The organism is Lysinibacillus sp. OF-1 (assembly GCF_028356935.1).
Classification (GTDB): domain Bacteria; phylum Bacillota; class Bacilli; order Bacillales_A; family Planococcaceae; genus Lysinibacillus; species Lysinibacillus fusiformis_D.
On sequence record NZ_CP102798.1, the window covers coordinates 1,384,132 to 1,400,377 of the forward strand.

Here is a 16,246-nt window from a genome sequence, read left to right on the forward strand (position 1 = left end):
TTCTTATGCTTTTTTTCGTTCAGCACGTAATAAATATAAAAAATATGGTGCACCAATCACTGCTGTAATGATACCAGCAGGTATTTCTATTGGAGGAAATAGACCTCTACCTAGGCTATCAGCGACTAAGAGAAGGATAGCACCGAAGAGCGCAGAAGCAGGAAGTAAAACGTTAAATTTAGATCCTACAATTCTTCTGGCAATATGAGGAGCGATTAAACCAATAAATCCGATAGAACCTACTGTGGCAACACATACGCCAATTAAAATAACGGAAACGCTTAGTAAAATATATCGCAAAAATTTTGAGCGTTCTCCAAGACCTGTAGCTATATCATCACCAAGGCTCAAAATATCTAATTTAGCAGTTAATCCAAATAGTATTGGGATAAGAATGAGGCATGGCAGCAAAAGATACACTTGGTCCCATCCTCTTGCCCAAAGACTTCCAGTCAACCATAAAAGAGTCATGCTTACATCATCTGGAAACTTAATCATTAAATATTCTATCCCTGCTTGACATATTGCTCCTAAAGCTATTCCCACTAAAGCCAACGTATTTGGCTGAGCACCTTTTTTATAAACAAACAGCATTAGAATGGCAGCAATGATAGCTGCTCCAATAAAAGCTGAAAGGGGAAGAAAAATAATAGGTGACGTTGGGAATAGAACAATGATGATAACGGCTGCTAAACCAGCCCCTTTCGTAACGCCGATTACATCTGGAGAGGCTAATGGATTACGGAGAATTCCTTGCAAAATTGCTCCAGCTGTTGCTAGTCCAGCTCCTACGATGATAGCGATTATAATACGGGGAATACGATAATTGTTTAGTATAAATCTTTGACTTTGTGTTCCTTCCCCAATTAAATTGTGAATGATTTCTGATGGTGTAATGTAAATAGCTCCTAAACCTAGACTTACTATTGATAAAATGAAGATGATGATTAAAAGCACAGGGAGAATAAGCTTAGGATGAAAATATTGTTTTTGCCTAAACTGTTGTCTATTATTCATTGTTTAATATGCCTTCCTTTCCTTGCTAAATAAAGGAAGAATGGTGCCCCAATGATTGCTGTAACTATTCCAACTGGCGATTCAAAAGGGTAAGCGATAAATCGAGCGAGAATATCTGCGTAAACTAAAAGTATAGCCCCAAAAAGTGCAGAGAATGGAATGATTCTTTGATAATCTCCTCCTAGCACTCTCCTAACAATATGAGGAACAATTAATCCTACAAAGCCTATTGGACCTGCGACAGCTACAGAAGAGCCAGCCAAAATAATGACCAGTATGCCAGCTAGAATACGGATGCGATTTACTTGTTGTCCGAGACCTTGGGCAGTGCTTTCTCCTAGGACAAGTATAGAAATAGATCGAGAAAGTAATAAGGCAATGAATAGCCCAGAAATAGACCATGGAAGAATGATCATAATATGTGTCCATGATTTTCCATTAATTGACCCCACTAGCCAATACAGAACATCCTTTGCCTGCTCACTAAAAATAATGATTCCTTGAGTTAAAGAGGACAAAAGAAAATGTACGGCCATTCCGGCTAACGCCAGTTTTACATGAGTCATTCCCCCTCCGGAAGCAAAGGAATAGACTGTTATTCCTCCTATTGCTGCCCCGATAAAAGCAGAGAAAACAAGCGATGGGGAAGAGAGAGAAGGAAAGAGGGCGAAAGCAGTGACAATAAACAATGAAGCACCTGCATTCACACCAAATACTTGTGGGGAAGCTAATGAATTTCGAGTAATCGCCTGCATAAGAGCACCTGCTACGGCTAAATTAGCACCAACTAATGCTCCGATGATAGCTCGGGGCAATCGAAGGGTCTGAATAATTAATTGATCTTTTGATGGATTGGTTTCGAAGAAGGACTTCAAAACCATTAATAGATCGACATCTGCTACCCCTACAGAGACACTAATGATAATTCCTAAAATTAATAAAACGATTGCAGTTATTGCTGTACTATATATTTTTACTTTACCTTTAACTATAGATTCCATTAACTACAACACACTTTCTTACAAAAGATAAGACTTACTAGAAAGAGAAGTAAGTAGAATAGCTTACTTACTCCTCTTTTATTTATTTTATTTTTCATTCAGCTTTGTTAATGTGTCTTTAGCAATTGCTTCTGCTGAAATAATGCCTCGGAATCTTGTCCATAAATCTCTATCAACACTATAAATCTGTTCATTTTTTACTGCTTTTAAGTCTTTCCAAAGTGGATTTTCCTTCCATTCATCAGTAAGCAGTTTGCCTTCATTATTAGCTAAAAGTAGTACATCTGGATTGATTTCTACAAGTTGTTCCAGACTCATTTCAACATAAGGTTGTTCGTTCTGAATGGCCACCTTCAGACCTAATTGTTCAAGCAATTCTCCATCATAAGAAGAAGTAGTATGTGCTTGAAATGATGTATCTCGTACAACCGCAGGTAAAACAGTTAGATTCGAATCATGGCTTAGCTTTGAATTAATTTCGTTTATAATTTGTTTATGTTCATTTAATCTCTTTTCAGCAGCTTCCTTTTGATCTAATGTTTCTGCAATTGTTTTAAAAGAGTCCAAATTATCCTGGTATGTCGATTCACGACTTTTTAAGACAATTGTAGGAGCTATTTGCTGCAAGTCTTTGTAAATAGCACTGTGTCGCTCAGCATCTGCAATGATTAAATCTGGCTGTAAAGAGCTAATAACCTCTAAGTTAGGCTGTTCACGAGTCCCTACAGATGTATAATCTATGTCACGACCAACAAGCTTGGCAATCATATCCTTTTTATTATCATCCGCAATTCCTATAGGCTTGATTCCTAAAGTATTTAAAGAATCAACAAAAGATAGCTCTAGAGTAACTATCTTTTGAGGAGTGTTAGTAATAATAGTTTCTCCCATCTCGTGTTTAATTGTTCTACTATTAGATTCTTTTGCTTCAGTAGAAGTTTGTTCCTTTTTCTCTGTTTCTGTATTTTTTTGAGTAGCATTGCATCCAGTTAAAACCATCATGACTGTTAATAGGAGCAATAGCGTTATACCACTCAATTTCCCTAACTTAGTAAATCCTTGCATTAGTCTAATCATTCCTCTCTGGTAATATAAATGAAAATGATAATCATTAACAGGGATTATAATAGAATGTTCAATGCGGAGGGTCAATATAAAGAAAGTTATGTGACATAAAATTAATAGGAGTAAAAAGTTCATTTTGAACATTTTGTTCATAGCGGGTGACTAAGTTGAATATTCGCTTCGATAACATCGGGAAAGTGAGGGGAATAAACAGATATTTTATTTTCACCACCTACATACTTCCTTTAAATTCATACGAATAGATACGATTTTTTTGACATACAAAAATCCCCTTTAAGTTTCAACGTATTGTAGTTTTTTTACGTTCTAATGAAAGGGGATAATATCATGTCCTCAACAGGGTGAAGGTGATCTTTTTATTTTTTAGCTCCTTCATCCTTTATGAAAACATTTATATTAAATTTTTTAATTGAATTTTCAGTAATGGAGTTTAATTCATCTACAGTCCATGATTGGGGCTTGAAACGATAAGCTTTTTCTGAGAAATTGAAGACATCAGTGTTTATTTCCAGCCCTTTATTAAATGTACTTTGAAACTGTGATAAAATAATATTTTTAATATCATTTTCAATTGTTTCTTTTCCAATATTTTTTGGATTTTCTCTGATAGAAGCTTTTATTTCTAAATTAAGTATATATTTAGGAATCGAATTATCCACAATTTCTATATGATAATCTATATTATCAATAAACATCGAAACAGACTTATCCTTTATTGATAATTTCATGTTTTTAAAATCCTTATTAAACCAATCTAACCCTGATAGTTCTTCTTCCTTTATCCAGCCATTGAATTTTTGATGTGAAAGAAAATAGGCACCACTTATTTTTAATATATCTTTAGATGTATTATCCTCCATCCAATAATCTTCACTAATCTGTATGGAAGGAACCATTATTGATCCAACTGGTTCATAATATCTTTTAATCATGTCTTGTACAGTACTGGTGGAGATGAACGAATTAAAGAATAATTGTTCATTTGGATCATAAGGAAATGTTAAGATAGGTGGTTTATAAAAGAGACCATGTACATTCATTATCTCTTTAATATCATCATCTTCAAATCCATAGGCTAAAGTATTGTAACGTAAATAGTAATCCCTACTAAAAAAATCAAAAAATTCATCTAAATGTCCATCCAATATATTTTTGGAAATAAAGAAAGTTTGTATATGTCCATAATACAAAGGGTTAACCGAATTCTTTTCTATATCATCGATTGCTCCCTGTATTGTTTCACCTTCTCCATGTCCAACAACAATTGGAGCAGGCTCAGATGAAATGCCAGGATCTGAGCCCGCAACATTCGTAAATCCGAAAGCTTGAAAATATAAATGATACACATCATTAGAATAATCTATACCAAGAGCGGTAATATAAACTTCACTTTGTATTTCCTTCGTGCCTAAACAACCGCCTAGCATAAATAATAAAGGAAAAATGAATGTTATTTTGAATATGCAAGTATAGTAATGGGCCAATTATAATCTCCCTTCTGCTGAAAAAGCAGTCAGTCTTTTATTTTAATTCTAAATGGCATTTTTAAAAAACCTTTAATAAGATTGGGTATACTTACTTTGTAAAATGTAGAAAGGTAAGGATGCCCGAAACTTTCTAATGATGAGATATATGTTAAGAAAAATAAGACGCTTAAAACAAAGCCATACATTCCAAAAAAGGAGGCAATTACTAATGTAGCAACTCTTATTAAAAATACATTTCCTAGTATATTTTGATTAATTAATGTATAGCTAGATATAACAGTAAGTGCTCCAATTACTAATGTTGATGGTGATGTAAATCCTGCTCTTATGGCAGCATCACCAACTATTAAGCCTCCTAAAACTGCAACAGTTTGACCTACAGCTTTAGGTAAACGTATGCCCGCTTCTCGAAAGAGGTCAAAAAAAACGAGCATAATAAGAATTTCGAACGAAGAAGAGACGGGTAGTCCAATTTTAGATGCAGATATTGAAACTAGTAAGGGAAAGGGTAACTGGTTAAGTTGATGGACAGTTAATGCAATCCAAAACCCAGGTAAAAATATACTTGTTAATAAAGAGGTAATCCTTAAAATTCGTGAAAAACTCACAAATAAAAAATTAGTTTGATCATCTTCCGGGGCTTTCAAAATAAGTAGTAAATTTGCGGGTCCAATTAAACAGCTTGGACTTCCATCTACCAATATGACAAAACGGCCCTTATTGAGAGAACTTACTACAAAATCGGGTCTTCCTGAATAATCAAGGAGAGGGAAGAGGGTCAACTTATCATAAAGTAATTCTTCAATATGATAACTACTTGCAATATTATCTACTTTTATTTTATTTAGTTTGTTTTGTACATTCTTTAAAGTGGTCTGATCAATATTGTTCTCAATGTAGAGCAATAAAACTTTTGTTTTACTTATATCACCAATTGTAAACTGGTCACTTGATAAATTTTTACTTTTTAATCTCATTCTTATTAAAGAAAAATTGGTATCTATATTTTCAATAAACCCGTCTCTGGGTCCTCTTAATGAGACTTCCATATTTGATTCTTCAATGGATCGTTCAGGTAGTTTAGCTAAATTGGTTGAATATAAGCTGTTTGATGGAACATGAAAAAAATATAAAAAACCTGAGAAAATTTTGCTATTTATTTCATCTGTCTTCGTTCTGAACTCTTTTCTCTCCTGTACTTCTAAATAGCGATTTATAATTTCGACATCGTGTAAATGGCCTTGTTCAGCCAAAAATCTAATATTTGGTAATAATGAATTCAAAAAAAGTACACTATCAATTAAACTATGGCAATAGATAAATATAACTTCATGTTTTTCGTTATTAAACATATAGAATTTACTACTTACCGTTATATCTGATTGGTGACTTAATTCTTTATAAAAAAAATCCCTATTTTCAGTCAAGATTATGAACTCCCTTTTGCTTTTTTTCTAATACGTAGAAAACAGTCATAAATAAGAATAAAAATACAAAAATAGAAAGGAGATAAGTGCTTTTTATAAATGACAAAAAATCAGAAACAGACCAAGGAATTAATAATCCTATTGTTAAACATAGATAACAAATGAATAATATTAATTTTCGGTTTTTAAAAAAGGAAGATACAATATACATAAATAAGCATATGCGAATAAAAGCCACTGATAATATTTGGAGAACAGATAAAGAATCCAATCTTGTAAAGTACTTACCAAATGATAAAACCCTCCATTGCTCGTTTAGAGGAAAGAGCATTTTCTGGGTTATATAAATGCCGAATTCAGATATAGCAGTCGCAATGGAAATAAAAACCAAAATGACAAATACAATAGAAAAAACGAGTATTCCTTTTCTTTTCATTCTCTCTTTTACATAACCATTTAAAACAATTAAAATAAAACCCATTTCTAAAATACCAATACATATGTATAATATTCCCCATAAAATGGACGGAGTATTACTTGTATATACTGGTAATAATAGTTCATATTCATTGTTCATTGAGTTCCCTAAGTTGAGGAGTATAAACAAAAAAATGTAGAGTGAACAAATAATTATGGACTGGATAGCTATGGTTTTGATCCCTTTTAAGGAACCATAAAAGCATAATAATATAAATAAAATAACTGTTATAAAATATGGATAATCAGAGTTAAAACTTTCATCTGCCCAAATAATTGTAAATTTGAGTGAGACGAAAGTGGATGAAATAAAATAAACTATATATGAAGTAATGATGAATAAATAGAGTGATCTGCTAGTCTGGACAGATGTTAATTCAAGAAATGAAGTATTATTTGTTGTAATTCTAGAAATAAACAAGGCAAAAAAGAATATTGGGATTACACTAGCTAATGCACTTATCCATGCTTCACGTTCGACCACTGTGAAAATTGTGGGAATTAAAACGAAATGTGCTAAAAAACTAACTGATAAGAATAACAAACAATATACATGTATTGGTTGTAAAACTTTGTTCATTTTATCTTAAACCCCCTCCTAACAATACTCCCCATGTTTGTTGTCATCTAATCTAAATGGACTTCTTTTTATTATTAACACACATGAACCCCGTTATAGCTCTAACTCAAAATTTCGCTCTCTTCATGGAAGTTAAAATGAGGCATTGCATAAATAATTAATCTAACAATGATGCTACTAATTATCAAAGCAAGTTAAAAAACTATCAAAAGTAGATTTTGATTTATTTTATATAACTGCTAAGATTTAACTAAATTAAAGCCTTTTTTAACAGTGCGAAACTGAGAAAAGGTTTTATAAATTATAAAAAAAATTACATAGACTATAAAATTTAATGAATATTTTTATGATTTAAATGAAAAGGGGACTTTTTCAATTTGCTTAAGAAGAATATGATCATTTTAGAAAACAATCTTTATTTGAAAATGGGTTTAGTGAAAATACTGGAAAGTGATTACAATATTTATTCAGACATTGACTTATCAAAAAATCTTTATGATTTAATGAAACATTACAAGCCAGATATTATTGTCATTAATGATCTAAGTAAAAATAACCTAAAACATGTAAAACGGATTCGATCCGAATATCCTAATACATATGTTGTTATTCTTACTTCAATTATTTTAGAGGACGAGATTCATGAGGCTTTGTTAGCTGGCGTCTCAGGTTATGTTTTATATAATATAAAATCAAAAGAATTAAGAAAGGCAATAGATTTAATTTCCAAAGGTGAATACTACTTTAATAGTTCGACAATGACCATTTTTATAAAAAGTTATTTAAAACTTTTTGATTCGAAGGAAATTATATCCCATCTTTTTACAAAGCGTGAATATGTCATTTTGCTCATGCTTGCAGAAGGTAAAAATATACAAGAGATTAGTCAAACACTCAATATCTCGGAAAAATCGATTAATATAAATATTAATAAAATTTATAATAAATTATCAGTGAAGACTCGTATTCAAGCAATAGATAAAGCAGTTAAAAACAGGTGGATTCCTTATAATTTAGCTATATCTAATTTATATGTAAATTATAATAAAAAACGTACATTACTATAATGGAAGAAATCCGAATATTATTTATATTCGGATAATTTTGTTTTATTGGGGAATACTCCCTTTTAAGCAGCTAGCTCATTTTCTTTTAACTGATTTGTATCTACATAAAGCTTTCGACACCAAAATCGTTAATTGCCATAACGAAATTTCTTATATTACAAATACTTCTTTTTTCTTATATCTAATTATCAAATTATGCTTCATTTGAAACAAATGTTGATTTTGAAGACATGTGAATAGATGTTATGGTATTTGTTAATTAGAGATAAAGAGGTACCTAACATAGGTATTTTTGATTATTTCAAATGAATTTAATAGGGATTCTTTGCTCGATAGGTTTTAAAAAAAGTGCAATAAACCATAATGTAGTTACCAGTTCTATATATGCGTATTTTCGGCGTATTGATAGACAAATTAGTAAGAAATAGAGGTGAGAGTATGTACAATTTTTTAGATCGTTTCACTTTACAAAAGGTGCAATTATTAGATCATATCCATAATGAAAAACGTTTCTTTTCTAGTCAGGAGTTGGCTAAAAAAATGGATTTATCTGAAAGAACCATCTTAAAAATAGTAACAGAACTCTCAGGTGATTTACAAAAATTTGATGAAGCTACTTTTTTAAAAGAAATTAAACATAAGCAATTTAAATTAGATTGTAAAGATTATTTTTCAATTAAAGCAATAGAAAGATATTACTTACAAAATTCTTTAGCATATAAAATCTTTAATGATATTTTCTACAATAAATTAGTCGATTTTAATATGTTTATTATAGAGAATTTTACAAGTCAAGCTTCTATATATCGCCAAATAAATAAGATTAAACCTTTATTAAAAGAATTTCAATTAAAATATACATCTCAAGATTTTATTACACTTGAAGGATCTGAAAAACAATTTCGCTATTTCTATTATTTATTCTATTGGAATTCATGTTGGGGAGAAATTTGGCCTTTCACAGGAATATCTAGAGAAGAAATATTAGAAGTAATTAAGGGGTATAATCGAGAACTTCCAATATCTGTTTTATATTTGCTGGCGATTTGCTTAATACGAGCTAAAATGGGTTTTGTCATAGAAGAAGACGCAGCATATACAAGATACACAGAACATCATTATCAATATGAAAAGTTTTCACAAACATTTAGTTCTTTATTTAAAAAATTCACAGCCCTTAATGATGAAGCAATAGAAAAAGAGATAAAGTTTTCATTTTCATTTCTAGAATCTCAACATCGTTATGAGAAAAATGAAAGTACAATAAGTTTAATGATGAATTTTGCTCAATACCATAATCAAGAATTATTTGTGCAAGCTACTTTGTATTGGATGGAGAAATTCAGGGAGTTTTTTTCTATTACTTTAGATATAGAGGAATATGGCGTATTGTTTGTAAACTTACTTAACCTTCATTATTATACGGTGAATTTTTCTGGTCCTGCATTTCTATTTAAAGAGGATCTTTATAAAAAGAGATTTGATAGTCATGCCACTATACAAATTGAAATTATGAATCAATTTTATGATTATCTCTTAGAGAATGAAGCATTTTATAAGATTTTTGAACGTAGGGAGCTTTTAATTGGTAGATATCATCGATTACTAAAACAATCAATCGACGTACTTAAAAGAAGCACAATAAAGGTAAAAATATACTCTGTGATAAATGATGTTCCTTATTTATTTGATAAGGTCAAACGCGTTTTTTCGCATGTTGATTATTGCACAAAAGATGAAGAAGCCGAATTGATAATCACTGATCGCCTATACTTAAATATTGCTAAAGATAAAGAAGATATTTTTGTGTGGAATTCTATACCTGAAAGGGAGGATTTTTTCAGACTAGGTAAAAGACTTCAAAAAATTTATTTTACTAAAGAACAACAGCCAGACCAACTACTTTTAAAAACATTATTAAGTCAAGTATAGAGTGGGGGAATTTAATTGATCTTGAGAAAAGGATACTGGGATAAAAATTATTGGATTATTTTGAATATTGAATTTAAAAATGATAGAAGGAGAATATAAAACTAAGTTATACATGATGAAAAATATTATTGATATAAATCTATTATCATTGATTTTAAAATACATACTTTTGTTGGGTTTGATGTTTTCTTGAAAATTACTGAAGGAAAGGATACTAGACTCATAGATGATAAAAAGTTAGACAGAGCAGACTATACATCAGAGGTTAGAATGCTACCGTGCTATATAAAATAGTTTGGATAATAGAGACACGAACCAATGATAAAGTAAGACAAACTTATTACCTATTGTTATTAAATGAATAACCAGTAAAACAAACAAATTTTCGTTTACTACATTTTCAAATCAGAGGGGATAATTATGATGTTACGCAATCTTTCCACAATGAAAAAATTATTAATCTTAATGTTAATATCCATATCTACAGTTGGTATTATTCAAGTGGTTGGGTATAACACGATGAAATCTTTAAAAAATAATATAGAGGATATATTTAAGGACCGCTTAGAACCAGGGATTATATTGACTGATTACAGGCTAAATAATCGTATTATTTTAACAGATATGTATAGATCCTTCCTTTATACTGATGAAAAAACGATTGAATTAATCAATAATGAGGTGAACAAAGCTTTTGAAGATAATGAAATGAATCTTCAATTACTTAATGACACCAACTTGAAGTCAGATGAAGCAGAAATTATAAGTGAACTGGTGGAACAATATCCAATTTTTAAAGAGACTATGGAGCAAGTATTCCAACTGAGTCTTGCTAATAAGAATGAGGAAGCGTTAAACCTCTATTATTCTATAGGTGAGCCTGAGTATAATAGCATTTTATCAAAAGGTTTAAAGTTAACAGAACTGAATAGAGATTATGCAAGCTCTTTATATAAAGATAGTGTAGACCAAGTAGATAAAAATACCAGAAATACAATGATCGTTTCAGTGGTATTAAGCATACTGTATGTTGTAATTGGGTTTATTGGTGTTCGAAAATATATAACTGCTCCAATAGAAAAAATAAAAACTGCTGTTCAACGAGCAGAAGCGGGAGAATTAAATTTTAGTGTAGATTATAATTCTAAGGATGAATTTGGGATATTATCTACCTCACTTAATCGTATGATTGCTCAATTACGAGATTTAATTGGTCAGGTAAAGCAATCGTCTGAACATATGGTAGCATTTTCTACTGAACTCACAGCAAGTACAGAACAAACAAATTCAGCTAGCGAGCATATTGCGACTGTTACGTTAGATATTGCAAGCGGATCAGAGCATCAAGTTAGAACGATAATAGAAACAGAAGATATTGTTACACAAATGGTACAAGATGTCCAAACAATTGAAAGTAATTCAACTAGCGTATCAGAGGCAGCTATCCACGCAGAACAAATATCAGTGGATGGGAATGAAATCATTAAAAACGCTGTTCAACAAATGGACAAAATCCAAACTTCTATCGATAATCTAAATAATGTGATCTTTGGTTTAGGTGATCGCTCTTCAGAGATTGGACAAATCGTAGAAGTTATTACAAGTATTGCTGAACAGACTAACTTACTAGCATTAAATGCAGCGATTGAAGCGGCAAGAGCAGGGGAAAATGGTAAAGGTTTTGCTGTTGTTTCAGAAGAAGTTCGAAAATTAGCTGAAGAATCCTCTTTATCCGCACAGAGAATTTCTGTGTTAATTGATGGAATTCAAACGGAAACGAATAGAGCAGTAGAATCAATGCAGTTCACAACAAATGAAGTGGTTATAGGTATGAATAGTGTAAACACCGCAGGAGAAGCCTTCAAAAAAATTCAACATGCTACCAAACAAGTATCTGTTCAAGTTCAGGGGATTTCTACTTCGGTAGAACATATGGCTATAGAAATGAATAATATGACTGATTCGATGAAGCAAATCAATGGAATCGCCCAAAGTTCTGCAGAAGGAACACAAAATATTTCTGCAGCTACAGAGGAACAGCTAGCCTCAATGGAAGAAATTACAGCATCTACTTTTACACTTTCTAAAATGGCAGAAGAATTACAAAATAAAACAAATATGTTCAAAGTATGACGTGTATGATTTATTTGAAATTCTTAGGCAAAGATAAAATGGTTTGATAAACAGACATTATGAACTATAAGCCAATAAATTAGTATTAAATGTTACTATAGTATTTCACACGAAATGTATTTACATTTAACTATTTAACGCTCGACCAGGAACTCATATAACAAGTGAGTTTCTGGTCTTTTTTATGTGGAATCATAAGAATTAGACAGATTCCTCATCAATGATATAAATCCATATGTTTAAGATTTTATATGCATATGAAGATGCAAGCGTACCTCTTACAAAAAATATAACAGCTTTAGCACAAGTGTCTTCTAATATATACGGTTATGATTTTGCATTTGATCGACTATCAATCCATTAGTTGCTACAAGGATTTAAGATGGGGTAAACCTTCCATTGCTATTACTATTTACAACTTCGCGGCTTTCTATATTTGGGGGATACAATGAATCCCTCAATTTTTTACTAATTATTGAGGACGTTAAATTATTTACATAACCAAGGAAGTGTTGAAATAGTATTAAAAGTGTATGCATATATTGAACTTTAATCCTCAAATATAGGAGTGGGGCAAGTGAAGGATATAGAGTTGTTTTTAAAGAAATTACATTACTTTGATAATAAATTTAAGTTATTTATTTATCAAAACAAGGATCATCTACTAGTTGATTATTTAGAGTTGTGTGCGTTAATTGATGAGTATTCTTCTTTTATTATAAATCATGACAATGAAACACAATGGAATAATTTAGGGCGGTCAATTGAAATAGTATCATTAGTTCAAAATCTACGAAAGAACTCTTCTGTTTGTGTCCAAATCATGGAAAAATACTGGGCTTTATTATTAAGTCATGAAGAAAAGGAGATGACGGATTACTTTCGTAATATAGGAGACTGTATTGGCAAGGAATTCGGAGGTTTTCAAGTTACTAGTCAATCTAAGGTGCTTTTAATAGGATCTGGGTCTTTTCCTATAACATTATTAATGGTTGCGGAACAAACAGGAGCAGACGTTTTTGGAATTGATATTGATGATGAGGCGATTCAGTTGGGGAAACATGTAGTAAATAAATTAGGAAGTCATTTATCCATTCAAATTGACAAGAAGACAGTAGAAGAGCTCGCAGTTATGGAACAGATTAGTCATATTATATTTAGTTCAACTGTAAGCAGGAAATATGACATATTAGACCAATTATATGATGTAACAAATAAAGATGTGCTGATTGCTATGCGTTATGGAAATGGGTTAAAGTCTCTTTTTAATTATCCAATGCAGAAGGTAAACAAAAATAAATGGCATACAATAGAAGAAATTATCCACCCTCAACATGTCTTTGATGTTGTTTTATATCAAAAGGTACAATGATTTTAATAGGTGAGGAGAAGACTATGTCTTATTTTAATAAAGTATTACTGTTAGGAACAGGGCCTACAGTAATTCAATTAGCTGTGAATTTCAAAAATTATTGTAATAGTAAAGTAGCTATTGCAGGTCGAGAATCTTTACGCTCCAACATTTTCTTTGACACGATCGTTCAGCAACAACTTGCACTCAAAGTATTTATTCAAAATACACAACATCAGGCTGTTGCGGGAAAATGTACGATTGATGCGTTTTTTAAGGGTTATCATAAAATATCTGGAAATTGGGATACCGTAGTTCTTTGTGTTACTACAGACTCTTATCTTTCAGTATTAGCACAAATTGATACGAAAGTGTTGAAGCAGGCTAGCTGCTATATATTAATGTCACCTACATTTGGTTCTAGTCATTTAATAGCAAATTTCCTAAAGAATCTAACTCCTCAGGCAGAGATTATTAGTTTTTCAACATATTATGGGGATACTAGATGGATAGATGGAATACCATCAAATGAAGTATTGACAACAGGAGTGAAGAAAACAGTTTATGTAGGTTCAACTTACTCAAAATCACATAGACTAGATAAATTATCTGAATTATTTCATCATTTAGGGATTCATTTAAAAAAATTAGCTTCTCCCCTTGAGGCAGAAACAAGAAATATTTCTTTATACGTACATCCTCCCTTATTTATGAATGATTTTTCATTAAAGGCAATATTTGATGAGGATAGTATAACAAAGTATGTGTATAAGCTTTATCCTGAGGGTCCTATTACTTATACAATAATTCGGCATCTATTAAATTATTGGAAAGAAATGATGGAAATTGTGAAACACTTCGATATTCAACCTCTCAATCTATTAAAATTTATGGTAGACGATAATTATCCATTGCAGCCAGCAAGTATAGACGGACAAGAAATAGAGAATTTTAATAAACTCGAATCTATACATCAAGAATATCTGCTCTATATTCGTTATGCATCCTTATTAATTGATCCATTTTCTATACCAAATAAAGAAGGAAGATACTTTGATTTTTCTGCCGTTCCTTTTAGAGGTATTTATAAAAATCTTGATGGAGAATGGGATATTCCTAGAATGCCAAAAGAGGACTATTTCCGTATGAAAATCATTCAAGGGATTGCGCATGCCCTGAAATTGAAAAGCCCGACGCTTGATTATTTTGTACAAACCTATGAAGAAAAACTACAACAAGTTGTGGCTTCATCTAAGCATAAAATCTTTTCTGATGCCTTTCAAATAAAATCTTTTTCACAAGAAATAGAGATGATTTGTAAGGAGTTAATTTTGAGTAAGAAAACAAAAGAAGGAGAAGAAGAATATATAAAATGATAAAAAGCTATTAAGTTTACAATAAGGTTTAACAAAAAAGCCACTATAGCGGTGTGCGAAAACTAAGGGCAATTAGCGGACCTTTCAAAATTCTTTAGACATGGCTCAGTTTCCGAGTTTTTCATGCGTAGTGCAAGCCACCAATTAGTAGATGGGTGGTTCTATTTCAAATTGACAATGATAATCATTATCGATAAGGTGGGGATAGACGAAAGTCATCATGCCCACCTTTTCGCATTTCAGGGGCTAAACATGATCAGTAATTTGGCTGAGATGACTCAACCCGCCGATTGATTATGGAATCCTTAAAATCAGTTCTCGATGCCACTGAAACTTACTTTGAGCAGTAGCTTGTTGAGGGGTCCATGCTATTTGTTGTCAAAAGCCATTACTAGTAAACAATTTTGAAACGAGGTATGCAATTTGAAAATCGATGTGAATCAGTTAGCAGAACATTTAGCACATATTCCTTTCCAAGTAGAAGGAATATATCGATATACGAGTTATTTAGGTGTGCCGTACGCTGATTATACAGATTCCTTTCCTGGATTTATTTTTCCACTTACAGGGAAAATACAATTTCAATTTAATGGCACGCCTTATATCTTTTCACCAGGAAAAGTTGTGCATGGTGGTGCAAAAATGAAACTAGATCAAAAAAATTTTGATAATGCGAACTGGGAATATATTCTTGTTTTATACCGAATATGTAACTCAGAACTACAAGAGTCCAGTTTTTCTCATCAGCATTTTGAATTATCGACTGGACAATCTCCTCGTCTTATTGAATTACTTATGCGTCTTTGGCATGTGTATAATCAGCGCGGAGGTATTTCAATGTTTCAGACCGAAATGCTGTTTCGCGATGTACTGAATGAAGCCTTATTATGTGTTGCTAATAGGCAAAATAGCTGTGAATCACATACTTTATTCGAACGGGTATCTTCTTATATTCATGAATACTATCATCAAAGCCTTACAATCCCCTTGCTTGCAGAACAATATAACGTGAATCGAAATCGACTTTCTTATGTATTTAGAAAACATGCAGGTATGGGACCAGCAGAATATTTATTAAAATATCGTATCAACATGGCGCAAAAAATGCTTTTTACAAGTGATGCGCCTGTACAATATATTGCGCAAACTGTTGGAATTGCTGATCCCTTTTATTTTAGTAGAGTGTTTAAGAAACAATTTGGTCTTTCTCCTACTGAATATCGAGAGAAGTTCATCAATAATCCATGCTAATTTCAACAAGCATCCATTCAAATCCGAAAATTCCTTTACTATACTAATAGCGTATCAAAGA

General features: G+C 31.6%; 12 protein-coding genes. 6 read left to right on the top strand and 6 right to left on the bottom strand.

What is annotated here, in order from left to right:
• Window positions 1-3 precede the first annotated feature (3 nt).
• The 6 genes from NV349_RS06580 to NV349_RS06605 form a co-directional block, all read right to left on the bottom strand.
• Window positions 4-1,017 (bottom strand): FecCD family ABC transporter permease, encoded by a 1,014-nt coding sequence (locus tag NV349_RS06580; protein WP_058843329.1) that lies wholly within the window; start codon window positions 1,015-1,017, stop codon window positions 4-6.
• The gene (locus tag NV349_RS06585; protein WP_058843330.1) at window positions 1,014-2,018 is read right to left on the bottom strand and encodes a FecCD family ABC transporter permease; all 1,005 of its coding nucleotides are present in this window, start codon (window positions 2,016-2,018) and stop codon (window positions 1,014-1,016) included. The genes NV349_RS06580 and NV349_RS06585 overlap by 4 nt, the downstream gene beginning before the upstream one ends.
• A gap of 87 nt (window positions 2,019-2,105) precedes the next feature.
• Window positions 2,106-3,095 (bottom strand): ABC transporter substrate-binding protein, encoded by a 990-nt coding sequence (locus NV349_RS06590; RefSeq protein WP_369802717.1) that lies wholly within the window; start codon window positions 3,093-3,095, stop codon window positions 2,106-2,108.
• A gap of 365 nt (window positions 3,096-3,460) precedes the next feature.
• Entirely contained in the window at window positions 3,461-4,588 is a 1,128-nt protein-coding gene (locus NV349_RS06595; RefSeq protein WP_089932132.1) for a Ger(x)C family spore germination protein, read from the bottom strand.
• A 29-nt stretch (window positions 4,589-4,617) separates the two neighbouring features.
• Entirely contained in the window at window positions 4,618-6,018 is a 1,401-nt protein-coding gene (locus NV349_RS06600) for a spore germination protein (RefSeq protein WP_089932134.1), read from the bottom strand.
• Entirely contained in the window at window positions 6,011-7,075 is a 1,065-nt protein-coding gene (locus NV349_RS06605; RefSeq protein WP_089932136.1) for a GerAB/ArcD/ProY family transporter, read from the bottom strand. Before NV349_RS06605 ends, NV349_RS06600 begins: the two co-directional genes overlap by 8 nt.
• Before the next feature lie 377 nt (window positions 7,076-7,452).
• Here NV349_RS06605 and NV349_RS06610 point away from each other — a divergent pair, with 377 nt between their 5' ends.
• The 6 genes from NV349_RS06610 (at window position 7,453) to NV349_RS06635 (ending at window position 16,185) form a co-directional block, all read left to right on the top strand.
• Entirely contained in the window at window positions 7,453-8,142 is a 690-nt protein-coding gene (locus NV349_RS06610) for a response regulator transcription factor (protein WP_271912668.1), read from the top strand.
• A gap of 438 nt (window positions 8,143-8,580) precedes the next feature.
• Window positions 8,581-10,074, top strand: coding sequence for a helix-turn-helix domain-containing protein (locus NV349_RS06615; protein ID WP_036127189.1), 1,494 nt, complete (start codon window positions 8,581-8,583; stop codon window positions 10,072-10,074).
• A gap of 420 nt (window positions 10,075-10,494) precedes the next feature.
• Complete coding sequence (locus tag NV349_RS06620) at window positions 10,495-12,207, top strand: methyl-accepting chemotaxis protein (RefSeq protein WP_271912670.1); 1,713 nt, start codon at window positions 10,495-10,497, stop codon at window positions 12,205-12,207.
• A gap of 577 nt (window positions 12,208-12,784) precedes the next feature.
• Window positions 12,785-13,579 (top strand): nicotianamine synthase family protein, encoded by a 795-nt coding sequence (locus NV349_RS06625; RefSeq protein WP_271912672.1) that lies wholly within the window; start codon window positions 12,785-12,787, stop codon window positions 13,577-13,579.
• 23 nt (window positions 13,580-13,602) lie between these two features.
• On the top strand, window positions 13,603-14,934 hold the full coding sequence (locus NV349_RS06630) for an opine metallophore biosynthesis dehydrogenase (protein ID WP_036127187.1): 1,332 nt from the start codon (window positions 13,603-13,605) through the stop codon (window positions 14,932-14,934).
• Between the two features lie 423 nt (window positions 14,935-15,357).
• The gene (locus NV349_RS06635; protein WP_271912674.1) at window positions 15,358-16,185 is read left to right on the top strand and encodes a helix-turn-helix transcriptional regulator; all 828 of its coding nucleotides are present in this window, start codon (window positions 15,358-15,360) and stop codon (window positions 16,183-16,185) included.
• Window positions 16,186-16,246: the final 61 nt, after the last annotated feature.